Raw genomic sequence first — 25345 nt, forward strand, 5'->3', positions numbered from 1 at the left:
AAAAAAAAATTTATCAAATAACTTATTTATATAACAATTGATACAATTCTAAAATATAAATAAATGATAATAGGTAATTATGATGTGTAAATTTAATAAAATAAAACATAAAAATGTAATTACTTGTACAGAAGCTGTTATAGAAAGAAAAATAAGTCTTAAACAAGAGCTTAAAACACTTTTACTAGATGTAAACTCAAGAATTATAGCTGTACATATTAGAGGTTCAGATAGATTAAAAATTAGAAATATTAAAAAAATATTTAAGACAAAAAATATATTTTTTGTTGAAAAAGAATTTTTAAATTATGTAAATCTTGATAAAGGACGAATTAATCCATGGAACATAAATTTTTGTCAATATAATTTAATATGTTTAAATATTTTTAACAATAAATTTATGGCTACAAATAATGGAAAATTCGATGAAGGAATTATTTTCAAAACGGATGAATTGTTAAAAATAGAAAATATAATTTTAGGTAAATTTGGAGAAAATAAATGAATAAAATTCATATAAATATAGTATTAATTGCAGATAGAGTTAATAATCACGATGATGCAACAATAACATCAAAAACATTAGAAATGGTAGAAGATGAATATTTTAATGATATTTATAATACTCTTTCTTCTTTAACTACTAAAAAAATCTATCATTATATTAATCCAAAAATATTTTTAGAAAATATTCACAAACACAAAAATGATATTGTATTATCAATATGGTCTGGAGTATCATCTCGAAATAGAAAAGCATTAATTCCATCTATTTGCGAGGCATATAATATCAAATATGTTGGAGCAGATACTTATACCCAAATAATATGTCAAGATAAAGAAATGTCAAAGCAAATTTGTAAAAAATATGGGATTAAAACAGCAAATTATCAATTAATTAAAGATAAAGATAATTTGAATTTATTAAATTTCTTAAAATATCCCATTGTAATAAAACCAAATTTTGAGGGTGGTTCAATTGGAATTTCACAAAAAAATCTCGTATATAATTTTAATGATGCAGAAAAAATGACTTTATTTTTACTTGAAACTTTTAATCAACCTATATTAGCTGAAGAATTCATAGATGGTGAAGAAATTAGTATATTGATAATTGGTAAAAAACAGAAAATAGATATGATAGAAGCTACTGTTTTGTATGATACGACAAATACATTAAATTTAACAAAAATATTATACGATTTTGAATTGAAAAAAAATACTACAATTATTTCAGAAAAAATTATTACAAATGAATTAAATAAAGAAATTCTTGTCAATGCTATAAATTTATTTAATTCTTTAGATAAAGTTGATATCATGAGAATAGATGGAAGATTACATAATAATGATTTTTATTGTATTGAATTAAGTCCTGATGCATATCTTGGGAAAGATACAACATTTGCTTTAGCATATCAACATAATAGTAAAACTTATAGTGATATGCTTTTTACTTTACTAAATAATTCTATTGAATCTGACTAATATCAAAATGCCAATAAGATAAATAAAATAAATCAAAATCAAATTTCAATAAAAATTTATATTGGTCATCAGTAATACTTGTATTTAAAAGTTTTACATTCCAAAAATCTATATCATCTATACTTTTGATTTCTTTAGCTTTTTCTAAATATTTTTTGTAGTAGTCTTCATTATTTAATTGTTTATATAAATAAGAAATATTAAAATAAGTTATCCTATGTGCAACAACATCAGGTTGTGCAGAAATTAAATTATTTAATATATCAATAATTTCAAAAGCATTATTTTCTTCTTTTAAATATGCATAACAAATTAATAGATTATTATAAATTGCAATTTTATCAAAATTTGTAGTAGAAAATCGCAAAGCTTTTTTCAATAAATTAATTGCAATATTAATATTTTCTTCAAAATTAATATATAATAAAATTATTGATTTATCTACTAAATATATGAATTTTTCTATGGTCTCATTACTAAGTAATTTTTCTGCTATATTTATTTCTTCAAGAGCTTTATCTAATTTTCCAATTCTTGCATAATTCATTGCAAGAGAAACCCTTGAATGACCTTCATAAATGGGAATACATCTTTTTTCAAAAAATTCTACACTTTCATTTAAATAAATTATACTTTTCTCATAAGAAAGAAATATCTCAGAATTTCTTAATAAAAAACCATATTCATACAATTCTTTAAAATTATCATTTTTTAAACATGTGAAAAATATTTTTTCAGCTTCTTCAATCTTATTTAAGGATCTTAATGAAGTCATTTTTAAAATATTTAATACAAGTAAGTAATCTAAATTGGGATTTTTATCTAATATTTTGTCTATTTTGTCTATTGATTCTAAATGCCTATCTAATCGATCTAATGTAGCTATATAATAAATTTCTTTTTTTAGAGTTTCTTCTTTTATATTAGATATTATTTCATAGCATTTTTCAAAAATTCCTAAATAATAATAAATATCAAATAAAGCATAATTAACTAATCTATATTCAAAAGAATTATTATCTGTTATATTATTTCTTATTTTCTCTAGGTACAATGTTGCATCGTCAGGATAAATAGAATTTATTGCTATCTTTTTTATGTCATCAAATATTGTAAAAACTTTTTTAGAATCAGATTTATAAAAGAAATAAAATAAGTTATTACTTAAATCTTGAATTGTTATATTTGTAAAATTTTTATTTATATATAAATTATAGTAATAATCAGACCACATTTGATAGCCTATAATTAAGTATCTATTAAAATATTCATTATTTAATATTTCATCTTTTATATAATCATGTTTTATTAAAACTTGATTATTATTAAACAAAATAAAATCATCTTCAATTTTAGATAATTCTATATCTAAATCAAATATTTCATTTTGTATTGTTTGCTCAAATTCATATAAATATCTTAATACATTAATATTGATATTAGACCTATGAGCAACTATTAAACATATAATAAATTGTAAAGTTTTGGATAATTGTTGAACTCTTGAAATAGTTGGATTTTTATTGTAGTCAATATTTTTATCAGTATCATTATAATATGCTATTAAATCTTCAAATCTTCTCAAATTTCCATCGTATCCAACATAAAGTTTTTTAACAAAGGCATCATATTCTTTTTCTCTATTTTTATCGATAAAATGTTCAATAAGTTCTTTAAGAGATAACTCTTTTAATTCTTTTTTCTTTACATCTGAATTTTTTTTATTAAATGTATTTTCAATATCATAAATTTCAAAATTTTTATTCTTTGAATCATCTGTATATTCTAAAATAATTTTATTTTCATAAGTATTCTGAATAATTTTTGATAAAAGATTTAATGATACTTTATCTATACATTGGATATTTTCAATTACTAAAAATATTTTATTTAATGAAAGATTTTTTTCAATATACTCTGAAATATATATCATTGAGTCATTTGGATTTGATAAAATACTATTGGTACTATATATTCCATTCGCTAAATTTTTATCAATGATAAGCTTTAGTGATTTAAATATTTTTAGTCCAGGAGTATTCAGTAACGTATCTAATAATTTAGAATTGTAATGATTTTCACTTCCTTTTGACATCTCATTTTTTATAAAAGCTTCCATTGATAATAACTTATTGTTTTCATCAGATAAGAAATCCATTTGAATAGCAATTTGTTTAATGAATTCTTCACTTGAATATGATGAAGAAGGTAAAGAAATTTTAATAGCTATATAATCTTTAGTATCTTCAAGTAATTTGTTTGTAAACGAACTTTTACCAAAACCACTATTTGCATGTAAAATAATAATACTATTTTTACTGTCTTCTGTTATATTTAATAATGTTTTAAATTCATTTAAGTCTTTTTTTCTATTTATAAATACTTTATCTTTCATCTCATAATTACCTATTATCAATTATTCATCTAAAAAATTAAAACTTTTTCTAGGGTGTTTACTATTTAATATTTTCTTTTGTTGTTTCATATTTACTTTAGTATAAATTTGAGTTGTAGATATTGAAGAATGTCCTAGCATATGTTGTATATATCTTACATCTACACCCTCTTCCAAAAGTAATGTTGCAAAACTATGCCTAAACATGTGTGGAGTTATATTTTTACCAATACCTGATATTTTTTGATATTTTTTTATCATTAATCTTATAGATTGTTCTGATATTTTTTTATTAAGTCTATTAATTAAAAAATACCTAGTTTTTTTTATTTGTTCGCTAAACAATTCAAAATACTCTTTTAAAACTTTTCTTACTTCATTATCACAAATTTGAATTATTCTTTCCTTATCACCTTTACCTTTTATTTTGATAATGCCAGATTGTAAATTTATATCATTTAGCTTAATATTACATAATTCAGATACCCTTATACCCGTACTAAATAAAATCTCAATAACTGAAATATTTCTTACTATTATTTTATATGAATAAATGTCCTTATCATTAAAAGATTCTTTAATTTTATATAAAAATTTTAAAATTTTTACTATCTCTTTAAGTTCAATTGTTTTTGGAATAGTAGTTGGTTCTTTAATTGAAATTCTCATTTTTCTAAATGGATTTACTAAAATTATTTCATCAAATTCCAAATAATTAAAAAATGCTTTTAATACTGAAACTTTTCTTTTTATTGTTTTCACCTTGAGTTCTAATTCATATAAACTTTGTACATACTCTTTTAATTTGTATTTATCAAATTCACTTATATCTATACTTTTATAATTTTTAAATTGTTCAAACTGATTTAAATCAACACTATAAGCTTCCATTGTTTTGTTACTTAAATTTCTTTCAAATTTGCAATGAAATTTAAAATCTTTTATTACTTCTTCTAGTTTCATAATATACTCTCCTCTTTAAATTTAAAACTAGAATCATATCAGTAATTAAAATATATTTATATTTCTTCATGCTATTTTATTTTTGCAAATATTTGATATAAATAATGTATTTAATATTAAAAAAACTATCATGTATGACATTTATAAAGGAAAATATTTTATTATCAGTTATTAAATTAAAAAGTCTAAAAGTATATCCTGAACCCTTTATGTATGATTAAATAATATATTTTTGCATTATTTATTATAAGGTTAATTTTAAATGTTGATTAATTATATAAATATAATTAATTTAATTTATACATTGTGTATAATTCTCTCTTTTTAGATTTCTGTTTTATAAAAAATATATAATTTATATCTTGATTTACTGATTCAAAGTATTCTATATCTTTTAAAAGAATATCTATATAAGAATTATCAAAAAAGTTTTGATTAATTGCTTCTTCATCAAATGCTTCTAAACTCTCTATTCTTATTAAATTATTTGGTGCACTAATTAAATATGTAATATGATTATAAAATGGATTATGAAAACTATTATTTGAAACTAGTTTTATTATAGAATTCTTATTTTTATCATATGTAATCAAAATACTTGTAGCTTCTCCAATATCCTCTAAAAAAATATTGTGTAGAAAATCTGATTTTTCTAGTTCTTCTTTATTTTTTGTAAAGAGACTATTAGAATGTTTTGTCTTATCAATAGTTTTATATAAAAATAATATTAGTATTAAAAATAATGATATAGATATAATAGTTTCTAAAAGAGTAAAAGATTTTTTCATTTTAGAAGTATAAATTCATTTGATAAATTTTTTTATTTAAATTACTATTTTTAAACTCAAACTTTCTATAAAATAAGTCTGATTTTATGTTAACATTAAACTCTGAACTTATATTTTTGGACTCTTTTTTCTCATCTTTTATATTTATTTCTATCTCTTTTAATGATATTTTTATATCATCATTCTGAAAATTATATTTATCTGACAAAAAAATAGATTCATTTTTATCTAAAATATTATCATTAAAATCTATAGACAGTAAGGCATACTCTTCTAAAGAGCTATTTTCATTTACTTTTGATACTAGAAAAATATTATTCATTTTTATCTGTATCAAACTTATCATTACAAAACTAAGAATTACTATTGAAATAATAATCTCCATCAAAGAAAATGCTTTCTTCACTCTTTTATTCCTATTCTAATAGCCTCATCAATAGAAGTTTGAGTATTTTCTAACATTGTTTTTAACTGTTTATCTAAGCTTATCATTCCATTTGATAATGCTAGTTTCATTAATGTATTATCATCAACTTCACCTTTTAATAGTTCTTTTATATGATCATCAATTATAAATAGTTCACCAATAGCAATCCGCCCTTTATATCCAGTAAAATTACAAAATTTACAACCATTAGCCTTATAAATAGTTTTGCTTTTATCTATATTAAAAAGACTATAAGAATATTCAGAGTTATCTTCGCATTTGCAGTCAGGACAAAGTTTTCGTACTAATCTTTGAGCCAAAACGGCAAGTAAAGATGATGATATTAAAAACTTCTCTACACCCATATCAATAAGTCTTGTAATTGCAGCTGGAGCTCTATTTGTATGTAACGTTGAAAAAAGTAAATGGCCAGTTAGTGCAGATTGAACTGCTATAGACGCTGTCTCTTTATCTCTTATTTCTCCAACCATTATTATATCTGGATCTTGTCTTAAAATTGATCTTAATCCACTTGCAAAAGTAAGCCCAACTTTATTATTTACTTGTATTTGTGAAAATTTATTTGATTTATACTCAACTGGATCTTCAACTGTAATTATATTTTTTTCCTCACTCTCTATTTGATGTAATAAAGAGTGCAAAGTTGTAGATTTTCCACTTCCTGTTGGACCTGTTACTAATACCATTCCATAAGAATTTTGTAATATATTTTCCAATTTATCAATAATGGATTTATGAAATCCTAACTCATTAATACTTTTTATATCTTCACTTTGCATCAATATCCTCATTACAACTCTCTCTCCATAAAAGGTAGGAAGAATAGAAACCCTAATATCAAGAGTTCTTCCAGCAATTCTTATTTGAGTTCTTCCATCTTGAGGAAGCCTCTTTTCACTGATATCAAGATTTGAAATAACTTTAATTCTAGAAATCACTAAAGACATAATATTTTTATCAATTTCAATATGCTTTACTAAAACTCCATCTATTCTATATTTAACTTCTGCATTATATTCATGCATTTCAATGTGTATATCTGAAGACTCCTTTTTTATTGCTTGATAGAATAGAGAATTTACAAATTTTATAATTGGAGCAGATTCTTCTGATGTTAAAATATCACTTCCCACTTTTAAAAAATCTGTAACCGAAAAATCTTCATCACTTAATGTTGCATCTTCCTGTTCTTGCTGAATAGCACTCATTTCTTTATCTGTTTTTATTTCTAGAAACCTGTTATAAAGTTTTTCAAAAGAAGATTCATCTAAAAATATTATCTCCAGATTAGTTTTTATTTTTGATAAATAATCAAAAGATAAACTCATATAATTTTTAGATAAAGCAATTACAGTTTTTTCATCAATTTTTGTGTATAAAACATAATTTTTCAATGCCATAAGATAGTTTTCCTCTTCATCAAAGGCTACTAAATCTAAATTATGTATTTCCTCTATATTCATATCTATTGTCCATTATTTTCAAATTGCTTAAAAAAATCATCAATTTTTTGATTAGACTCTTTTGGAGTATCATATTTTTGAATTTTATTAGAGTTATTTATATTTTTTATATCTTTATCTAACTCTTTCATTTTTTTTTCTCTTTCTTGATTTTCTAATTGTTTTTTAAGTGAATTTTCTTTTAATCTAATCAAAGAATCTTCTAAATACTTATCTTCTAAATTTTTTAATTCTGTTAGTTGATTTCTAATATAAGTAATATCTTTCGATTGTGGAATCATATATGGAGTTACAATAACTACAAGATTATTTTTACGATTTATAGTTGCATCATTTCTAAATAATCCTCCTAAAAGAGGTATATCTCCTAATACCGGTACTTTTGAAACTGTTGATTCATTTTTATTTTCTATTAACCCACCAATTATTACACTTTCACCATTATTTAAAATAGCTGTAGTTTTTATCTCTTTCTTATTTGTATCAGGATTTTGTCCAGGAGAAACTGAAGTGGCTTTAATACCTTCTAATAATGCATTTATTTCTAATGTAACTTTTGTATCACTAGATATTCTAGGTTTTACTTTAAGAGTAAGCCCAACATCTTCTCTTTGATAATTTGTTCTTTCTGTTCCACCATCAGTCACACTACTTGAAGTTTGAATAGATATTTTCTCTCCAACATATATTGAGCTCTCTTTATTATTAACTGCTAAAATAGATGGCTCAGAAACAATATCTAAAGCCCCATTTTGTTTTAGAAGATTTAAACTAGCTCCCAGTGCCAAACCTGATTTTATATTCATTCCGGCAACATCAATTCCTAAAGTTTTTACAGCTTCATTTACTGCATTTGAACCACCATTTAAGTTTGTTGAAATTGCAGCCAATCCATCGCTTCCGGCAGTTCCACCCAGGATTCCATATTGAATACCAATTTTATTTACCATTTCATCATTTACTTCAATAATTCTTGCTTGTACATATACTTGTGCTTTTTCTTTGTCTAACTCAGATATTAAAGTTTTTATATATTCTAATTCATCTGCAGGACTCATAACAACTATTGCATTTGTCTCTTCATCAACAGAGATTAAAGGTTTTTTATTTGGATCAGGGTAAGCCTTTTTTTCAACTATTCCTTCTAAAATTTTAATTATATTGCTAGCTTCAACATTTTTCAAAGAAAAAACTTTTACTTCTCTTTTTATTAAAGATGTTGCATTATCTACATTAGTAATATATTTGGCAAGATAGTTTATATTTCCTTTTTCTCCAATAATAACCAAAGAATTATTGTTTTTATTTTCAATAATTGAAACTTTTTGAGTTTCAACTTTGTCATTAAATTTTGATTTTGCTATTTCATCTAAACTTTTTTTAGCTTCACTTACTTCAATATTTTTCAAATCAACGATTACTGTATCTTTATATGCTCCAGAGGTCATAATATTAACTACACTCTTTAATGTATCAATATTATCTTTAAAGTCTGTTATCGCTAAAACATTGGAGTCTTTATTTGTAACCATTTTTGCATTTTTTGAGATTAGATGTCTTATCTTTGAAGCTATATAATCAACATCTGTACCTTTTACAGTAAATACCTCTGTTACCATCCAATGAAGTTCATCTTCTAAATTGTTATTTACTACAGGAATATTACTGTTAGAACTATCATTTAATTTTACTATTCTTAAAATATCATCATTTTGAACTAAAGAATACCCTTTACTTTCCAAAACATATCCAAGAATCTTAATCAAATCAGACTTTTTTATTTGTTTATTAGATACAAAGTCAACATTTCCTTGTATATCTTCAGTTATTAAAATATTTTTATTTAATATTTTAGAAACTGTTTTTATTAATTCCATTACTTTTAAATCTTTAAATTTTATATCCATTAACTCATCTGTTTGCTGTGCATTTAAGCTAATAAACAAAATACAAAGTAATATAAATCCATTAATTAATCTCATAATTTAACCCCATTATCTCATTATTTCTTAAAATCTCTATGCTTATATATCTTATGTTACCAATATTATCAAAACTTCTTGATAAATCTTCATAAGAGCTTAATTTTTTACTATTTATAGTTTTTATAATATCTCCATCTTGTAGTCCTAATTTATTAAAATCATCATTCATAATTCTCTCCACCCTAAATCCTTCTATGCTTCCAACACCTATAACTTCTGTAAGGATAATACTATTTCTAATTTTTTCAATATTAGATAAATATGTATCTATTTGCATTTTACTTATAGTAATTATATTATCTTTTATAAAAATATCATTATTGTTATTATTATCTAAATGTTCACTAGATATATTGTTATTCTTACTATTAAAATTAGTTAATTTTTCATCATCAATTTTTAAAAAATATTCTTGATTATTTTTAGTAAAAACAATATGATTTTTGTATACTTTTTTTAGTAAGTATCCATTGATCTTTTGTCCTACGCTTAAAATTAAATTCTCTTTTGCTCCTGCTTTCTCTTCTATGATTACCAAACCGCCACTTTTAGTAGAAACTATTGCTTTTAGTTCATATTTATCTAAAGTTTGAGTAGAGTTCTGTATTGAAAAGTCTTTATTATCAATCATATCTGATGATTTTATATAAAATTCATATCTTTTATAATCTAAAACTGCTTTATTGCTATCAAGAAAGGTCACACCACTCTTTGGTAAAAAAAAGAACAATACTGTTGAAAACAGATATATAAAAATAACCATATATATAAAAGGTAATATAGTTTCAAATATCTTACTAAAATTTATATTCATATTTATACCTATCATTTTCATATCTAAAATATTTTATTAAATCTGATTCTTTTATACTATTTGAAGGATATAATTCAATATCTATCATCTTGTCAAACAATTTCAACTCTCCTTTTATCTCTCCAAACTTGCCATTCGCTTCAATATAAACTCTATTTAAAGTTAATATATTGTAAGTAAAAGATATTTTTTCTATACCTTCAGGTATAAAATTCTTTAATCTATCTTCAAAATATATATTTTCTATATTTACCTTTGTATAAAATATCAAACTCTTAAATACTAATCTATCAATATGTAAAGATTGGATACCTTCATAATAGATATAAGCATCTGAAATAACAAAATCTAACTTTTCTTTTCTAGTCTCATTTGAAATTACTATATTATATCTTTGCAATTCTTTTTCAAATAAATTATAAAAAAGCTCTTTAGGCAATAAAAATATTAATATAATAATAAATACTAAGATATATATAATAGCTCGAATAATCTTTTGTATCATCTTAAACCTACTTCTAAATAGATAGAATCTCTCTTAAGTTCAAGTTTATTTATAATAAGTTGTTTATTTAAAATCATATTCAAGAAAGTATCTAAAGTCTGTTCTGATGAAGACTCTAATTTTAACTTTATATGCTCTTTCGTTACTACTTTATTAATATTTTCATTACTAAAAGAAGAGCTACTTAAAATATGATCTATAGTTTCTTTTACATATTTCTCATTTTTCCAATAAGTAGAAACTTCATAATACTCTTTAAACTTAATTTCTAATTCATTCAACTGTTCTACTTTAGTATTATAAAAAACTTTTTCATTTGATAAATAAATAAAAGATATTATAACTAGAACTATCGATAAAACAACAACATATAAAGGATTTATTCTATTCATAATTGAACCTTAATATTTATAATATTTTCTTTAATATTAATTAAATCTATTTTATATTTTTTTGAAATATAACTTTCAACTTCATCTTTATTTACACCTTCAAAATATATATTTAATAAGTCATTATCTAAAGATATCTCTTTTACTGTAAATTTACTGTTAGACACTAGATAATAGATCGCATCTCTTTTAATAATCTCTTTTTGTAAAATTTTTTCATTTGAATTAAGTATTGAATTAACTTGTAGCATACTAGAAGGAAGATTATTTTCAATTTTCATATTTTCTATTTGTTTATCAATGTTATATATTTCATTTGAATATAGAAAATATTTTGATATATTAACTAAAAATACAAATAAGCAACAAAAAAGTATTAAAGAAATTTGACCTTTTTCTAAAGAGTTATTATAAAATTTAACATCTACTTTGTGAGAAGATAAATTTATATTATTTAAAACATTTTCTAATTGAAATTTATAGCTCAAAATTTCATTTGGAACTTTTATCAATATTTTATCTTCTGTATATAAAAAACTACTATTATTTATATAAAATTCTTTAAACTCTATACATTCATTTTGTGCAAAATATATATTATTTATTAATGATATATTAATACCACTATTTTTTATAGCCTCAAATATATTTTGATTTATATATGCAAAACATAAATACTTATTTTCTTCTATTTTTATAATATAGTATGATAATTTATCATTATCTACTATCAAATCTTCAAATAAAGAAGGAATAACTGTTTTTGCTTGAGTTATACTTTTTACAGGAAGTTTAAATACTCGAACCCAATAAAATTCTGGAGATAAAATAATATCAACTTTCGAAGTTTCATATATTTTTGTATCTAAGGATAAAAAAACTTTTTTAACCTTTTTATTTTTGGTCCTATTTAAAGCTATATTCAAAATATTCTACCCCCTGTGTATTTTTCTTTAAAATATAATAAGCATTCATAATATTATCTTCATATTCAACTTCTATAAATAATTCAACCAATAAATCTTTATCTGGTGGTGCTGAGAAAAATGTTTTTTTATCAAATTTTATAAATCCTATATAGTTTTTTACTTCCGAAAGACTATTACTAGGATAAATCTCTTGTTCAAGTTTCCTAAATACTTCATTTAATTGCTTATTACTTTTAATGCTATCAAATTCATTCAATATTGATTTAAAAGCATATATATCATAAATTTCATATGATTTTAAAAATTCACTCAAATAAAAATAATCTTTTTCATCTTTTGAACGAAATAAATTAATATTATATTTATTATACTCTTGCAATTTAATATTTATTTTTATGTTTTCTATATCATAAAAGAAGTTCATATTATAATATCTATTTAGATTATCTCCACTTATATTTTTTATTTCTTTTAAAATCTCATTTTTAATGTTATTTACATAATACAACATTTGTATTTTTGTAAATTTTAAACTCTTTTTATCCAAATAATTTTTTGTATCAGATAAATTAGCTAAAATTAATATTGTAATAGCCATAATAAAAAATAGTGTTACTAATAAAACTACACCTTTTTTCAATAATTATCCTAAATTCATAGAGAAAATTGGTAACAACATTGCAATAACAATAAACCCTATAATAGTGCCTACAATAAGCATAAAAATAGGTTCTAAGAGAGATAAAAATATACTTATCTTATCTTTATTAGCTTCATTATAAATACTTGCCAAATTACTTAAAATTTGGGATAATCTACTTGTATCTTCTCCAATAGAAATAGAATGTATAAAAGCTTCGTCTATTTTATATATCTTATTATTTGCTAATAAAACTGATAGTTTCTTCCCTTCAACAACACTTTTTGATGCTTCAACAAAAACTCTTTTAATAACAGTGTTTCTAAGTATATTTGCACTTAGATTTATGGCTTGAACTATTGGTATCCCAGATTTTATAAGTACAGAATTCATATAAGCAAATCTTGATAATTCACTTTGTTCTATTATCTTTGAAAAAAATGGTATTTTTAAACAAAATCTATCAAATGCAAATAAAAAATTATTTGACCTTTTTAAAAGAAATATAAAGGTTCCAACTATAAATACTATTACTATGATTATATAATAAAAGTTATATTGAAAAAAATCACCTAAAGCTATTACAATTTTTGTAACCAAAGGTAAATCTTGGTTTATCTGAGTAAATATACCTGTAATCTTTGGAACAATAAAACTAAGAATAAACCCAACCATAAAAAATGAAATAACTAGTATAAAAAGAGGGTATGCCATAGCTTGGATAACCTGATTTTTTATCTTACTTTGTTCTTTTAAAAAACTTGCCATTTCCATTAAAACATTTTCTAGTAAACCTCCATTTTCACTTATTTTTATAGATTGCTTGTAAAAATCTGGAAGCCTTAAAGCAGTTTGATTTTCTAAAGCTTGATAAAATGTTTTACCCTCATCCAAATAAGTTGAAATTGATTCAAAAAAAGATCCCAAAATATTATTATTTTTATATCTTTGTTTCAACAAATCTATTGCTTGAATAATAGAAATTCCGGAATTTAAATATATACTTAAATCTCTACTTAATTGTGATAATTCAAGTAAATTTATAGTTTTTACTCTCTTAAAATAAATATTAGAGAATATCAGACTTTGCTCTTTTTCTAAAGAAGTATAAAAAATAGATTTTGCTTTTAACTTTGCTTTTGCTTCTTCAATATTTGAAGCTTCTAATTTTGCTTTTACTTTTAAACCAGTTGAATCATAACCTTTGTATTTAAAAAGCATCCATTACCTCATTTTGTTTTTTTTCAAAATCACCTAAAATATCTTCAATTGTCTTATACTCAATTGGTTTAGAAAATATTGAATTAAAAACATACACATTAGAAATTAAAGTATCGAGTATAAAATCATTAGTTTTATAATCATCATCTATTCTAAATTCAAAAATTACATCATATGTAAAGTTATCAATTCTTAAATCATAAAAATTCTTCTCTATCAAATATTCGCTATACTCATATATTTTTGGTTTAACTTTAAAAAAATTATCTATTTTAAAATCTTTATTTAGCTCACCATCTATTTTTATAAAACAACTGAAACTATCTTCTATACATATAAAAGATAGCTCTTTTTTAAAAATAAAATTACTTAATAAGAACTCTCGTAAGTTAAGTAAATTTATTTCTTTTTTCTCTTCTTTTATTCCAAAGCTATTATTTGTAAAAACCAAATAGTACACAGTAAATATTATTATAACAACAATAATCATCTCTATTATAGTAAAAGCTTTTTTGCTTTTAATGGATGTCATACTTTATTTATTACATTTTGAGAAGTATATATCATCTTGTGTATTCTCTTTTTTATCAGCTCCCAATGAAATTAGTTCAAAATTATTATTATCAACAAGAATATAAATAAATTCATTAGTCCAAGCATCTTTTGGTATTCTACCATCTTCAAAATAATTTTTACTTATCAAGGCTTTTAATCCTTCTTCTGTTCTTGGATATTCTGAATTATCTAATCTATACATTTTTATTGTTTCAGCCACACTTTTCATTTGAATGCATACGATTTTATTCTTTGCCTCCTCACTCTTACCCATTAAATTTGGTAACACGAAAGATGCTAACAATCCAAGTATAATAACAACAACCATAATTTCCATTAATGAAAACGCTTGCTTCAATATTCATTCCCCCTATAATTCAAATTTTTAGTATATTATTCTTGATTATTCGATGGTTTATCTTTATAATCATCTTCATTTATTACTATAGGTTGATTATTATTCGAAAAACTTTTCAGTATAAAATCTGGTATTTTCGAAGAAGATTTTATTTTTCCATCCAAAGTATCTCCTGATATGTATAATGAAATATTATACAAACTATCTAAATCTAGATTTCCTAAAAAATAAGAATGAGTTTCTATAACTCTTTTTTCATTCAACTTATCAATAATTTTAATTTTTAAATCACTTAAAAAATTTATATAATCTTCACTAATAGAAATTGTAAAAGTACTTATATTAGAATTTTCTTCTATTTCACCCAATACTGGAATATATCTAGTAGAGTTTTTTTTAGGAATTTCAATATCTACATCATTTATTAGTAATATTGTATATCGACCGGTTGAATCTACAGAAGAAAATAGTACCTTGCCTTTTTCTTCAATTTGTTTTTCTTTAGCCTTTTCTTCTTTGTTTTCTATATTTGATATTATATTTTCAGTTTTATCTGGAACTACTTCTATTTTTTTAGTATTATTTATTTGACTTATTTTAATATCTTCTTTTTTTACATCTTCAACAACACTATCTGCAAAAAAATAATATACTAAAAATACTATTAAAATAGTTAATATTGTACCTATTACATATTTCTGCTTAAGCATAATACGGCTCTTTAGTAGCTTTATTAAAATTATCTTGAAAAGTTTTATAAAAATCAACTATTCCTTGATATTGATTTTGTACACTATTTTCTGCATTTGAAGATTTTGCTTTTGTTAAGTTCTTCTCAAAACTTGCAATTGCACTATTTATAAATGCATCAAAATCCACACTTGTAGCTTGATTTTTATTTAGTAGATAACTTCCATTTCCAGATCTTCCATCTTTCATAAAAGTTGGACTTATATCTTCTCCTTGTGCAAATCCTTGAAAATTCATTTGAAATTCAAAAGATAATAATCCAGTTTTTTCTGGTGGTTGTATACTTTGAATAGTTTCATAATATGCTTTGTCAATACTACCGTTTCCACTAAAGTTTAAAGCTCTTTTTAAATCTATAAATTTACCAAATTTCTTATCATTTATTTTTCCATCATCGCTTAATTCTTTAATTCTTTTATCTATAGATTCTTGATTTACTTTTGCCTCTTCAAAAGGTATTTGCATTAAATCATCTGCCGAATATTTACTATAATCAACTTTTTGTGCCTCTTTATAATAAGTCTCTTTTGTTCCTTTTACCTCTTGTGTTTGATATACACTTGTTGCTTTACCTATTTCCATTTTTTACCCCTAGTATAATAAAATTAAATTCATTTTATTATATTTAAAGTTAATATAATATAAAATTACCATAACTTAACACAAGGAATAGTTATGAAAAAAATGATTTGTTTATTATTTGTTTGGTGCTTTATGCTCACAAATTTAAGTGCTGCCCCTGCATATAAGTGGCAATTTATGGCTATTGGATCAGAAAATTATCCATATTTTGAAAATGTAGTTGGAAAAACTGTTGCGACTAAAAATCATGGTGGAGAGTGGGTGCAAGTATTAGTTGATGTATTAGGAACTGGTGATTATACAAGAGTAAATATTGAGTATGGTAGCGATATGACGTTAATAGAGAAGTTTGATTTAGTTAACTCATCTAACGTTATTGTTGGAACTAGATATAATCTAATTAAACGTAATAACATATATTCAAGTGGTCTTATAAGAGCAATGGATTATTCTACGGTAAAAGCTATTTTAGGTTTTAATTAATCTTAAAAATACTTTATTTCAAACATAAAGTTTGAAATAAAGTTATACTCTCTATTAATTTCTAATTAAAATCTATCTTTTTAAATTTTTCCAATTCTTTTTCATCGATTAAACTCCCATCTTTAGTTATAATACTTTTATCTTTAATCAAGTTATTTAACAGTTTGTTATCAAGTTCTCTTCCATTATTTGATTCACTTTGAGATTTTATATAGCATTCTGCAATTCCATTTTTAAGATTAACTTGTATGTGATAAGAAAATTCTGGTGAAATTGTATTTAAAAAAGTACCATTACAACTCCATATTTTTTTAATTTCTATATTCTCTATTTCAACTTTAATATCATTTATATTATAAATGTAATTCTCATCCAAAGATAAAGAAAATCTATCTTTATTTGTATCATTATCTGATATATCTCCTGTAAGTACGATATACCTTACTATAGATTTTTCTGAGTGTATTTCTTCTTTATTAGAAATTCTTACAAAATACTTACCTTTTTCAGATATATTTGAAAATAGTACTATATCATTTTTTATATTTTCAACATTTTCTTCAAAATCTTTTTTTTCTAAATCTTTTTTAACTACTTTCTCAGATAAATCAATATCTATTTTACTTTCAACTTTTTGTTTACTCTCTTTACTAGTATTTTTTGCATAAGGTATAGAAGCATCAAAAAAGTAATAAACTAAATTTAATATAATTAAAAAGAATATTATAAATATATATAATAGGTATCTCTTATTTTCTCTAAAAATATCAAGCATACTTAGGCTCATTTATTACTTTATTATAGTTTGTTTCCAAATCACTCATATATTGAGAATATCTTTTATATAAAACTCTTGATTCTGATGAGATGATTGTATCTTCTGAGAGTAATTTATACTCATCTTTTAATTTTTTTATAAATCCTCCATAATCATTTATTTGCCAATTATTATAATCAGCCATAAGTCTCTCAGGATTCTCAAAATCTTTATATTTCTCTTTTTCCAATGCTTTAAGTTGTTCAATATCTACTTTATGAAAGCTTGTGTTGTTATATCCTAACTTTCCACCTAAATCTAAAGAAAATACCAGTTTATATGTATCATTATCTATAGTTTTTAGTGTATCAAATAGAGCTTTATTAAAATCACTATTATTAGTTATTTTAGACATACTAAATGTTTCAATACCATTTACTAATGCAATTCCACCTACTTTTTGTGATACAGAATTTACTATATTATTTAATTTATTCATCTGTTCATAAGTTAAATTTTTTATTTCATCATTTGAAATTTTATCATCTTCAAGCACATATCTAAAAAGAGTCTCTTCCTCTTTTGATAAAGAAGAGAAAGCATTATTCTTTTCTAAAACAGATATTAGATTTTTATTTATTATCTTTATGTTTTTAAGATCTTCTTTTTCAAGATAATTATTAAAAGAGTTTGAACTATCATTTTTATTTTCTACATTTACATTTTGATTATATCCATAGCTTTGAGTTTGGTTATTTCCTATTTGCATATATTTCCCCTATAATATTTTTTAACTATTAAATATTACCTTATTTTAAGTTAATAAAATTTAAAATTAGTAACATTTTATTACACAAGGAAGACAAATGAAAAAAGTATTTTTAGCTGTATTAAGCTTATTTTTATTGAACATAAGTTTAAATGCAGCAAAGTATCCATATACTACAAAGTGCCCTCAATGGGAATTGGGAGATATTGTTTATTATAATGGCATTCAGCAAAATGCAACTGGTTCAACTCCCCCACAAGAATTTTGTTGGGATGCTGTTGCAATACATGGCGCACTATTTGTTAATGGTAGTTTATTAAATACAGGAGAAGAATTAATTTCAAATGAATCATATTATGATTGGTTAGCAGGTTATAAACATACTGTATATGGAGAAGAATTTTGGGGAACTATTTTTAGAGTTGTAGTTTTCGGACAAGCTCTACAAACTCCAATAGTAACATTTAATGATGTATCTGGGAACTTAATATCAAGTAGTGATATAAAAAGTCCTAGTGGTAATACATTCAACGGTAAAGAATTTTTATTTTTTGTAAGACATACAACGGTTGCTAGTGCAGTATATATATCTGATCTAGATATTCAAGGAAATTTAAAAGTATATGATAGTGGATTTAATTTAAAAGAATTAACTTATATTCATTAAGACTCTTAAATATTAAAAAGGTTCTTTCTAACATAAGAAAGAACCTTTCATTTATAAAAAAGATTAAAACCCTTCAGTTATGTCATATTCATAATTTATATTTGCTTTTACATTTTTCATAGTAGAAGCACCAGTTGCTTTTTGATTATATCTAAAAGACCAATTTTGTTTTACTTTTAAAGCATTACTAACATTTATATTATATCCACTACCTTCTACAGTAGCTGTATGCCAAATATTATTCTCATTTGAAGATATTTTATGAAGTATTCCACCTTTACTTGGAGATATCGTACCAGATGTTGTTATTGATTTCACAATAGCTCCAACAGGAATAGTTGATTTATTTGTCAAATCCATAGTAATAATTGAAGAATCAACACCATTTGGATTTGTTAATATATTTGGATTCCCAGGATTTGAAGATATTCCTGTAAAATCAAATGTTCCATTAGCTGAAGAAATTCTATCTTCCATTGCTATAGAAAAAAACATAGGACCTACAAAGTTTCCTCTATTAACTTTTATATAAAAAGTTTGCCCTTGTGAACTTGCATTTACATTTGCAAATATGAATGCTAAAGGTGAAGTGGGATTTTTGATATTAAATACAGTAGGTGGTATTTGAACCTGATTACTATCAAAAATTTGAAGATTCATACCAGAACCTATATAATCCGAATTTACACTAAGCCTAACATATAATCTATCACCAGCATTTCCTCTAAAAGAATAATAAGCATCCTTTTTATCCTCTGCCAAAACGGTAGCTCCAGAAGAGTGATATTGCCAATATCCAAAAGAATAAGCAGTAGAAAAACTATCATTACCCTGAATTACTGCAAATGCACTTGTACTACCAAATAAACCTACAAAAAACATTACTAAAATGAATTTTAGTGATTGTTTAAAACTATTTTTTAACATAATATTATGTCTCCTTGTGTATAAGATGATTAATTCTATGATTGTTAAAGTTAAATAAAGTTTAAAAGATTATAATTAAACTAATATTAAGAAAAGTTAGTAATAAAGAAGGGGATTCTTATGAATATAAATACTAATATACAATCGTTTAGTTCACAAAGTGGAATAAAAGTAACACAAAATGGAATTTCTAATCAAAGTATAGATAAAAGCAAAAATAGTGAAGCTGTAAATATAAATATAGACTCAAAGACACTAGATACTTTAAATCTATTATCATCATTAGGTGAAGAAACTATTTTAAAAGCTTACGATAATAGTTATATCAATAAAGATGGAGAAGCTATTACAAAACGATTAAATGAACACTATAAAAAAACAAATGAAGAAAATAAAAGATTTCCAGACCCTTCAATCCATATTTGGAATAAATATCATAACCCAGATTATCAATATTATGCCAAGCAAATGGATAAAGTTGAAAGAGATACTGCCTACAATCAAGAGATAAGTTACCTAAAAAGAGGCTATCTACAAGAACCTGCTCATACAGATTTTATTTTAAAAGATATGAAAGTCGTAAATGGAATTGTAGATGAAGTAGAAAAAAAAGCTTATTATAGAGAAGCTGTAAATACTCAATTTCAACAACTTTTAGATAAATACAGTATCTCTGTTCCAAAAGATACAAACTTAACTTTTACTATAGACCCTTATGATTATAAAGTAAGTGTTAGCGGAATTGATGATAAAAATCTATCTAGTTTGATAGAAGATGTTTTAAATACAGCAAGTAATTCTAAAGAGTTGTTTTCTCATATTTATAATAGTACTTTAGATAATAATTCTCAAGTAAGCAAAGAAAAATCTGATAAAAAAACATTATTTCATGAAATAAAAAATAGAACTGGATATGACCTAAGAGATTTAGAAAATATAGATGGTAAATTTTTAACAAAAGATGGTACAGATATTTTAGAATTATATAAAACAGGTGTAATAAATAGTAAAAATATTCCTGAAGAGTATAAAGGAATGGTTTTTGAACTATATAGTGGAAAATTAACAGAATTAGCAAAAAAAGGATTTGAAAATGTACCTGATTTAGTTTTATCTATAGATTATAAAAACGGAAGTTTTTATGATGTAGGACAGAGTGAAAACTTTGGAATAGGAAAAACAAAATGGATAGATGAACTAAAAGCTTCAAAATCACAAACATTTGGAGAAGCTTTTAAAGATTATAGAAAAGATAATATAAATATGGAAGATAAGCAAAATATTATCAAAGATGCACTAAATCTAAAAGAGTTTAGTTTTAAAGGAATAAAATCTGAAGCAGATAGTTTACTTGAAAAATATGGCTCAAAAGATATGGAATTAATCAAACTTTTACTTATGCAAAAATATCTTATGGGGAAAGAGGATAGTGAGTCAGATAAGGAGTTTTATAAACTTTTAAAAGAGTGGGAAGAGAGTAAAACTCAAGATTAAGGATATTTGAATTTATAAGATTTAAGCTAATATTGTTATAATTTTTTAAGGATAAATAAATCTTCAATTGGTTACAATACACTAATTTTAATTTTTTACTTAATTAACTTTTAGAATTGTTTCTTAAAAGTTTGGCTCCTTCATACAAAGTTCTAACAGGATGTTAGACGCGATATCGTATTTAATTATCAAGTATATCATACTTGTGTAATTGGTCAATTTCATTTATTAAATAATCCCCCCCCCCCTTTTTTTATTTTATATTTATTTCTCTCTTATTGCATATTTTTTATTAATAGCACAAAATCATATATTACCTACCTTAAATACTATCGAATGATTGTGAGCACTTCAATTCAAAGGCTACGGCTTTTTCTGTCAAATTCAAGAAACGAATTAAACAATTTCTATCTCTTAAGGAGAATAAAATGAATTCAAAAGAAATTGCTATCCATTATATTGGTCAAAAAATTAAAAATCCAAAAGATATTTTTGAAAATGAAGAATTATTTCAAGATATTATGTTTTGGTCACGTGAGAGTGCAAAAGAACTTTTAAATACTAAAAATAATAAAAGATTCCTAGTAAATTACATTGATGATGTTGGGTCAATTGTAGATGAGTATATGACAATTAGAAGATTAAAAATGTATCATAATAGATTTGAAAAAAAGAATAAATATTGCTTAGATCAAAATTCTAGTGAAAAAATCATCAGTTTTATTATTAGTAGATGGCTAAATGTATTTTACAATTTAACATCCAACCCTAAATATAAGGACTTTATCGATATATCATGCATCAGGATACCATTTGATGAAACTATTACATACCATACATTAAATAAAAATGATAAGGATAAGGAATTAGATAAAAGACTCATAAAAAAAGCCCTAAAAAAGATATGGGAAGAAAACTATATTTCTGATAATAACTTTAGTTTTGATGATTTTAACTATTTATGTAAAAAATACAACTTCAAAATTTCAGAAGTTTTAGATTATAACCAATATATTGATTATAAAATTGCAAATAAAAAAAATATTTTGAAACTTTCTTTTAAGGCTTTAAAATGAATCAATTAGAATACTGTGAAATTAAAAATTTACTTTTAGAGCAAAGAGAATATTTAGAAATAATAAAATTTCTAATACCTGAAAATTTTGAAATGTGCTAATTTATTTGTAATTCTTACTCCATCAAAAAGTATTGGAACTCCTGAAAATCCTCTCATTGATATATCATTTGTTCTGCCATGATTATCTCCAGTATAAACTGTGTTTGATGACATTTCTATAATATCTTCAACATTTTGAAGCGCAGCTTCTTCTATAAACGATTTATTGAATGTTTGTATTGATTTTGCAGTATCATTTTTTGATATTTGAGTTCTGTTTAATTGAGGCTTAGCTTCATTTTGATATTTTGAATAAGCTACTTCATTTACTGTTATTTCTTCTAGCTTTGTAATATCTTCTCCAAACAATGAAGAACCCGATATTAAAAGCATACAAAAATTAATTGATATTTTTTTATTAAAAAAATTATCTTTCATTACGACTCCTATTAAATTTTAGGAATAGTATATAATTTGATATTAATTATCAATAATAAAATGTTGCTATAGGGAAAAATTATGCTAATAAAAGGAAAATACTAGTATTTAAATTGTTTTTTGTACTGAATAGGTGAAATCTTAAAATAATTAATAAAAAGCTTACTAAAATATCCTGAGTTCTTATAACCAACCTTTCTAGCAACTTCATTTACATTAAATTCATCTTTTAACAATTCTTTTGCTACTTCTAACCTTCTTTTTTGTAGCATTTCTAAAATAGTCATATTATAAAATTCTTTAAAATCTTTTTTTAAATAACATTCGTTTATTGCAGATTTGTAAGCAATATTTTTTATAGATAAATTTGAGCTATATTCTTGCATAATAATTTCTTTTGCCCTTTCCAAAGAAGAAGCTCTACTTTTAGTATTAGTTGATTTATTTAAAGATTTTGAAATTTTTTGTATGGTGTAATGAATTAAATCAGTAGTTTTAGATTCTAAATATATTGTTTTTAAAATATTTTTAAATGAATCTTTATCTTTAAAATAATTAATTATTTCATGTTGCAAAGTATCAATTTGCAAAGTATCAAAAATAGAATAGCTTTTTTTATGTGCTTCTTTCATATAACTCTTTATATTATCAATAGGTGAAGTGATTTCTAAGAAAAGCTCTTCTTTCATTCCGATTGAAAATGTTATAAGTTTTTTATTTTTTTTTAAAGGAACTTCGACATAAAAATTATTTGATGATAAGCCTAAAAGTAAAGATTCTTTTTTCAAAGTATGTTTTTCAGAATTTCTATATAAAAAATTAATATCATCACCCAAATTAAATATTAAACTTCCTCCTGAAACATTACTCTCTTCTACAAGTAATAAATCTTTATTCGTAGTAAAATTTCTAATATAAACAGCTATACCATTTCCTAAATCATAAAAGATTGTATATCCGTTACCATATTCTTTTTTTATTGTAGATATAAAAATCTCTCTAGAAAATGGATTACTTATCATTTTATTTACTTCTATCAAATCAAAATAATTTATCTTTTCAATTTTTTGCATAAAAGTTAATTCTCCTTATTCAAATTCAATAATTGTTGGTTCATTATTAACTCTATTTAAAAATCTTGCTGATTTTCCTTCAAAAGAAACTTTTGCAACCCCTACTCTACCATCTCTATTTTTTAAAACTAAGATTTCCGCATCCTCTACACTATCATAATTTAACATAGTAAGTTTATCTTTGTTTTTTTTATAATATGAATCTCTGTAAAGACCTAATACTATATCAGCATCTTCTTCTATATTGCCAGAATTCTTTAAATCACTTAACATTGGTCTTTTATTTTCTCTTGATTCTAATGATCTATTTAACTGTTGAAGTAAAAATACTCTAATATTATAATCTCTAGCAATCTTTTTTAGCATAGCACTAATATGCCCTATTTCTATATCTTCTCTTGTTTTACCAAGTAATTGAATTTTTCCTGTATGATCAACAAAAATATTTTTTATATTAGGATTTTTTCTTAGAGTTGCTTTTATTCTATTTTGTAATTCTAAAATTGTTGGATATGCTTTATCATGAATTATTAAATTTGAATTTTCAAAAAATTCTATAGCTGCATTAAAATTATCTTTGTTTTTTACTAATCCTCTTTTTAAGTCTGTTAAACTCTCTTGAGATCTTGCAGCGATCAATCTACTAACTATTTTTTTTCTAGGCATCTCTAAACTCTCTATTAAAACTCCCCTACCCTCTTCTAAAGCTTTTATTGCAATATTTGAAATTATACTAGTTTTACCCATCGAAGGCCTTGCAGCAATTACAATTAAATCACCATCTTCAAATGCCCCTATAATATTATCTAAAGCTTCAAGTCCACTACTTTGACCTAATATTTTTGCTCCACCATCTAATGCCTTTTGCATATCAGCTTTAAATTCTTTTATCGTATCTCTAATTGTAGGTATTTGTTGTAGAGTCTCATTTTCAATGTTTTCAATATTAACTTGAATATTAGTAATTATATCTTGACTATTTTTGTCATTACTTACATTAAATATAATATTTTTTGAAAGTTGCTCTAATTTTCTCAGTTTTGAGCTCTCTTTAATCTCAAGACAATAAGCTTCTGTATTAACAATAGGTTTTGCACTAAGTATCTCTATTAATACATTATCATTAAAGTCTTCTTTAGGCACCCTATTTCTAATGAAATCTTCATCTATTGGTAAACCTTCATCATGTAAAGCTAACATAACTTGATATATATCTTGATGAGCCTTTAAGTAAAAATCATCTTTTTTTAATATTAAAGAAACTTCAAAAATTTGCTCATAATCAAAGAATATAGAACTTAAAACTAATCTTTCAATATTTAATATATTTATAAAATTCAAAGT

Annotated in this window: 28 protein-coding genes; 6 read left to right on the forward strand and 22 right to left on the reverse strand. The window is 23.2% G+C overall.

Annotation, left to right across the window (positions count from 1 at the left end; translation table 11 throughout):
• Window positions 1-79 precede the first annotated feature (79 nt).
• Together ACRYA_RS10525 and ACRYA_RS10530 are read left to right on the forward strand one after the other, a co-directional pair.
• A complete protein-coding gene (locus ACRYA_RS10525) occupies window positions 80-505 on the forward strand; it encodes a YbaK/EbsC family protein (RefSeq protein WP_121443314.1) in 426 nt (141 codons plus the stop codon).
• Entirely contained in the window at window positions 502-1488 is a 987-nt protein-coding gene (locus ACRYA_RS10530; protein ID WP_121443315.1) for an ATP-grasp domain-containing protein, read from the forward strand. The genes ACRYA_RS10525 and ACRYA_RS10530 overlap by 4 nt, the downstream gene beginning before the upstream one ends.
• Here the strand turns inward: ACRYA_RS10530 and ACRYA_RS10535 are convergent.
• The 16 genes from ACRYA_RS10535 to ACRYA_RS10610 all read right to left on the reverse strand — a co-directional run bounded on the left by ACRYA_RS10535 (window position 1472) and on the right by ACRYA_RS10610 (window position 16276).
• Complete coding sequence (locus ACRYA_RS10535; RefSeq protein WP_121443316.1) at window positions 1472-3883, reverse strand: tetratricopeptide repeat protein; 2412 nt, start codon at window positions 3881-3883, stop codon at window positions 1472-1474. The genes ACRYA_RS10530 and ACRYA_RS10535 overlap by 17 nt on opposite strands.
• A 21-nt stretch (window positions 3884-3904) precedes the next feature.
• Window positions 3905-4846, reverse strand: a complete 942-nt coding sequence (locus ACRYA_RS10540) for a tyrosine-type recombinase/integrase (RefSeq protein ID WP_121443317.1) — start codon at window positions 4844-4846, stop codon at window positions 3905-3907.
• Between the two features lie 287 nt (window positions 4847-5133).
• The gene (locus tag ACRYA_RS10545) at window positions 5134-5634 is read right to left on the reverse strand and encodes a hypothetical protein (protein WP_121443318.1); all 501 of its coding nucleotides are present in this window, start codon (window positions 5632-5634) and stop codon (window positions 5134-5136) included.
• Window position 5635: 1 nt separating this feature from the next.
• Window positions 5636-6040: a type IV pilus modification PilV family protein gene (locus tag ACRYA_RS10550; RefSeq protein ID WP_066152261.1), complete on the reverse strand. Its 405-nt coding sequence runs from the start codon at window positions 6038-6040 to the stop codon at window positions 5636-5638.
• Window positions 6037-7545 carry a GspE/PulE family protein gene (locus ACRYA_RS10555; protein ID WP_066152263.1) on the reverse strand — a complete coding sequence of 503 codons (1509 nt, stop codon included), beginning with the start codon at window positions 7543-7545 and terminating at the stop codon, window positions 6037-6039. Before ACRYA_RS10555 ends, ACRYA_RS10550 begins: the two co-directional genes overlap by 4 nt.
• A 2-nt stretch (window positions 7546-7547) precedes the next feature.
• Window positions 7548-9527, reverse strand: a complete 1980-nt coding sequence (locus ACRYA_RS10560) for a secretin GspD/PilQ domain-containing protein (protein WP_170144486.1) — start codon at window positions 9525-9527, stop codon at window positions 7548-7550.
• A complete protein-coding gene (locus tag ACRYA_RS10565) occupies window positions 9514-10344 on the reverse strand; it encodes a hypothetical protein (protein WP_121443319.1) in 831 nt (276 codons plus the stop codon). The genes ACRYA_RS10560 and ACRYA_RS10565 overlap by 14 nt, the downstream gene beginning before the upstream one ends.
• Window positions 10328-10849: a hypothetical protein gene (locus ACRYA_RS10570; RefSeq protein ID WP_066152269.1), complete on the reverse strand. Its 522-nt coding sequence runs from the start codon at window positions 10847-10849 to the stop codon at window positions 10328-10330. Before ACRYA_RS10570 ends, ACRYA_RS10565 begins: the two co-directional genes overlap by 17 nt.
• On the reverse strand, window positions 10846-11241 hold the full coding sequence (locus tag ACRYA_RS10575) for a hypothetical protein (RefSeq protein ID WP_121443320.1): 396 nt from the start codon (window positions 11239-11241) through the stop codon (window positions 10846-10848). Before ACRYA_RS10575 ends, ACRYA_RS10570 begins: the two co-directional genes overlap by 4 nt.
• Complete coding sequence (locus ACRYA_RS10580; RefSeq protein ID WP_121443321.1) at window positions 11238-12167, reverse strand: hypothetical protein; 930 nt, start codon at window positions 12165-12167, stop codon at window positions 11238-11240. The genes ACRYA_RS10575 and ACRYA_RS10580 overlap by 4 nt, the downstream gene beginning before the upstream one ends.
• Entirely contained in the window at window positions 12148-12810 is a 663-nt protein-coding gene (locus ACRYA_RS10585; RefSeq protein WP_121443322.1) for a hypothetical protein, read from the reverse strand. The genes ACRYA_RS10580 and ACRYA_RS10585 overlap by 20 nt, the downstream gene beginning before the upstream one ends.
• A 3-nt stretch (window positions 12811-12813) precedes the next feature.
• Complete coding sequence (locus ACRYA_RS10590; protein ID WP_105918269.1) at window positions 12814-14031, reverse strand: type II secretion system F family protein; 1218 nt, start codon at window positions 14029-14031, stop codon at window positions 12814-12816.
• Entirely contained in the window at window positions 14021-14563 is a 543-nt protein-coding gene (locus ACRYA_RS10595; protein ID WP_105918268.1) for a hypothetical protein, read from the reverse strand. Before ACRYA_RS10595 ends, ACRYA_RS10590 begins: the two co-directional genes overlap by 11 nt.
• 3 nt (window positions 14564-14566) lie before the next feature.
• Entirely contained in the window at window positions 14567-14944 is a 378-nt protein-coding gene (gene gspG / locus ACRYA_RS10600; protein WP_165786121.1) for a type II secretion system major pseudopilin GspG, read from the reverse strand.
• A 35-nt stretch (window positions 14945-14979) separates the two neighbouring features.
• Window positions 14980-15654: a hypothetical protein gene (locus ACRYA_RS10605; protein ID WP_066152291.1), complete on the reverse strand. Its 675-nt coding sequence runs from the start codon at window positions 15652-15654 to the stop codon at window positions 14980-14982.
• On the reverse strand, window positions 15647-16276 hold the full coding sequence (locus tag ACRYA_RS10610) for a hypothetical protein (RefSeq protein WP_105918266.1): 630 nt from the start codon (window positions 16274-16276) through the stop codon (window positions 15647-15649). Before ACRYA_RS10610 ends, ACRYA_RS10605 begins: the two co-directional genes overlap by 8 nt.
• Window positions 16277-16408: 132 nt before the next feature.
• Between ACRYA_RS10610 and ACRYA_RS10615 the strand changes: the two genes are divergently transcribed.
• On the forward strand, window positions 16409-16759 hold the full coding sequence (locus ACRYA_RS10615) for a DUF4879 domain-containing protein (RefSeq protein ID WP_133160996.1): 351 nt from the start codon (window positions 16409-16411) through the stop codon (window positions 16757-16759).
• Window positions 16760-16820: 61 nt separating this feature from the next.
• Here ACRYA_RS10615 and ACRYA_RS10620 read toward each other — a convergent pair whose 3' ends face one another.
• On the reverse strand, window positions 16821-17546 hold the full coding sequence (locus ACRYA_RS10620; protein ID WP_133160995.1) for a hypothetical protein: 726 nt from the start codon (window positions 17544-17546) through the stop codon (window positions 16821-16823).
• Window positions 17527-18285, reverse strand: coding sequence for a hypothetical protein (locus ACRYA_RS10625; RefSeq protein WP_105918263.1), 759 nt, complete (start codon window positions 18283-18285; stop codon window positions 17527-17529). Before ACRYA_RS10625 ends, ACRYA_RS10620 begins: the two co-directional genes overlap by 20 nt.
• A 97-nt stretch (window positions 18286-18382) precedes the next feature.
• Between ACRYA_RS10625 and ACRYA_RS10630 the strand changes: the two genes are divergently transcribed.
• Window positions 18383-18952: a hypothetical protein gene (locus tag ACRYA_RS10630; RefSeq protein WP_105918262.1), complete on the forward strand. Its 570-nt coding sequence runs from the start codon at window positions 18383-18385 to the stop codon at window positions 18950-18952.
• A 63-nt stretch (window positions 18953-19015) separates the two neighbouring features.
• Here the strand turns inward: ACRYA_RS10630 and ACRYA_RS10635 are convergent, their stop codons facing one another.
• Window positions 19016-19879, reverse strand: a complete 864-nt coding sequence (locus tag ACRYA_RS10635; protein ID WP_105918261.1) for a hypothetical protein — start codon at window positions 19877-19879, stop codon at window positions 19016-19018.
• Window positions 19880-19999: 120 nt separating this feature from the next.
• On the opposite strand from ACRYA_RS10635, the gene ACRYA_RS10640 reads away from it, so the two are divergent.
• Window positions 20000-21373, forward strand: a complete 1374-nt coding sequence (locus ACRYA_RS10640; RefSeq protein ID WP_105918260.1) for a DUF4885 family protein — start codon at window positions 20000-20002, stop codon at window positions 21371-21373.
• A gap of 428 nt (window positions 21374-21801) precedes the next feature.
• Entirely contained in the window at window positions 21802-22449 is a 648-nt protein-coding gene (locus ACRYA_RS10645) for a hypothetical protein (protein WP_105918259.1), read from the forward strand.
• Between the two features lie 71 nt (window positions 22450-22520).
• Here ACRYA_RS10645 and ACRYA_RS10650 read toward each other — a convergent pair whose 3' ends face one another.
• The 3 genes from ACRYA_RS10650 to ACRYA_RS10660 form a co-directional block, all read right to left on the reverse strand.
• Window positions 22521-22928, reverse strand: a complete 408-nt coding sequence (locus tag ACRYA_RS10650) for a TonB-dependent receptor plug domain-containing protein (RefSeq protein WP_066151954.1) — start codon at window positions 22926-22928, stop codon at window positions 22521-22523.
• Window positions 22929-23029: 101 nt separating this feature from the next.
• Complete coding sequence (locus ACRYA_RS10655; RefSeq protein WP_105918258.1) at window positions 23030-24001, reverse strand: helix-turn-helix domain-containing protein; 972 nt, start codon at window positions 23999-24001, stop codon at window positions 23030-23032.
• Window positions 24002-24016: 15 nt separating this feature from the next.
• Window positions 24017-25342 carry a DnaB-like helicase C-terminal domain-containing protein gene (locus ACRYA_RS10660; protein WP_066152017.1) on the reverse strand — a complete coding sequence of 442 codons (1326 nt, stop codon included), beginning with the start codon at window positions 25340-25342 and terminating at the stop codon, window positions 24017-24019.
• Between the last annotated feature and the right edge of the window lie 3 nt (window positions 25343-25345).

The sequence above is a fragment of the Aliarcobacter cryaerophilus ATCC 43158 genome (assembly GCF_003660105.1).
GTDB classification, from domain to species: domain Bacteria; phylum Campylobacterota; class Campylobacteria; order Campylobacterales; family Arcobacteraceae; genus Aliarcobacter; species Aliarcobacter cryaerophilus.

Bases quoted from the DNA above. Each gene is read 5' to 3' on its own strand.
- ACRYA_RS10540 (WP_121443317.1), bottom strand. From the start codon at position 4,846: ATGAAACTAGAAGAAGTAATAAAAGATTTTAAATTTCATTGCAAATTT.
- ACRYA_RS10655 (WP_105918258.1), bottom strand. From the start codon at position 24,001: ATGCAAAAAATTGAAAAGATAAATTATTTTGATTTGATAGAAGTAAAT.
- ACRYA_RS10605 (WP_066152291.1), bottom strand. From the start codon at position 15,654: ATGCTTAAGCAGAAATATGTAATAGGTACAATATTAACTATTTTAATA.
- ACRYA_RS10635 (WP_105918261.1), bottom strand. From the start codon at position 19,879: ATGTTAAAAAATAGTTTTAAACAATCACTAAAATTCATTTTAGTAATG.
- ACRYA_RS10645 (WP_105918259.1), top strand. From the start codon at position 21,802: ATGAATTCAAAAGAAATTGCTATCCATTATATTGGTCAAAAAATTAAA.
- ACRYA_RS10590 (WP_105918269.1), bottom strand. From the start codon at position 14,031: ATGCTTTTTAAATACAAAGGTTATGATTCAACTGGTTTAAAAGTAAAA.
- ACRYA_RS10620 (WP_133160995.1), bottom strand. From the start codon at position 17,546: ATGAGCCTAAGTATGCTTGATATTTTTAGAGAAAATAAGAGATACCTA.
- ACRYA_RS10630 (WP_105918262.1), top strand. From the start codon at position 18,383: ATGAAAAAAGTATTTTTAGCTGTATTAAGCTTATTTTTATTGAACATA.
- ACRYA_RS10570 (WP_066152269.1), bottom strand. From the start codon at position 10,849: ATGATACAAAAGATTATTCGAGCTATTATATATATCTTAGTATTTATT.
- ACRYA_RS10525 (WP_121443314.1), top strand. From the start codon at position 80: ATGATGTGTAAATTTAATAAAATAAAACATAAAAATGTAATTACTTGT.
- ACRYA_RS10575 (WP_121443320.1), bottom strand. From the start codon at position 11,241: ATGAATAGAATAAATCCTTTATATGTTGTTGTTTTATCGATAGTTCTA.
- ACRYA_RS10625 (WP_105918263.1), bottom strand. From the start codon at position 18,285: ATGCAAATAGGAAATAACCAAACTCAAAGCTATGGATATAATCAAAAT.
- ACRYA_RS10545 (WP_121443318.1), bottom strand. From the start codon at position 5,634: ATGAAAAAATCTTTTACTCTTTTAGAAACTATTATATCTATATCATTA.
- ACRYA_RS10615 (WP_133160996.1), top strand. From the start codon at position 16,409: ATGCTCACAAATTTAAGTGCTGCCCCTGCATATAAGTGGCAATTTATG.
- ACRYA_RS10560 (WP_170144486.1), bottom strand. From the start codon at position 9,527: ATGAGATTAATTAATGGATTTATATTACTTTGTATTTTGTTTATTAGC.
- ACRYA_RS10565 (WP_121443319.1), bottom strand. From the start codon at position 10,344: ATGAATATAAATTTTAGTAAGATATTTGAAACTATATTACCTTTTATA.
- ACRYA_RS10530 (WP_121443315.1), top strand. From the start codon at position 502: ATGAATAAAATTCATATAAATATAGTATTAATTGCAGATAGAGTTAAT.
- ACRYA_RS10595 (WP_105918268.1), bottom strand. From the start codon at position 14,563: ATGACATCCATTAAAAGCAAAAAAGCTTTTACTATAATAGAGATGATT.
- ACRYA_RS10555 (WP_066152263.1), bottom strand. From the start codon at position 7,545: ATGAATATAGAGGAAATACATAATTTAGATTTAGTAGCCTTTGATGAA.
- ACRYA_RS10610 (WP_105918266.1), bottom strand. From the start codon at position 16,276: ATGGAAATAGGTAAAGCAACAAGTGTATATCAAACACAAGAGGTAAAA.
- ACRYA_RS10640 (WP_105918260.1), top strand. From the start codon at position 20,000: ATGAATATAAATACTAATATACAATCGTTTAGTTCACAAAGTGGAATA.
- ACRYA_RS10650 (WP_066151954.1), bottom strand. From the start codon at position 22,928: ATGAAAGATAATTTTTTTAATAAAAAAATATCAATTAATTTTTGTATG.
- ACRYA_RS10535 (WP_121443316.1), bottom strand. From the start codon at position 3,883: ATGAAAGATAAAGTATTTATAAATAGAAAAAAAGACTTAAATGAATTT.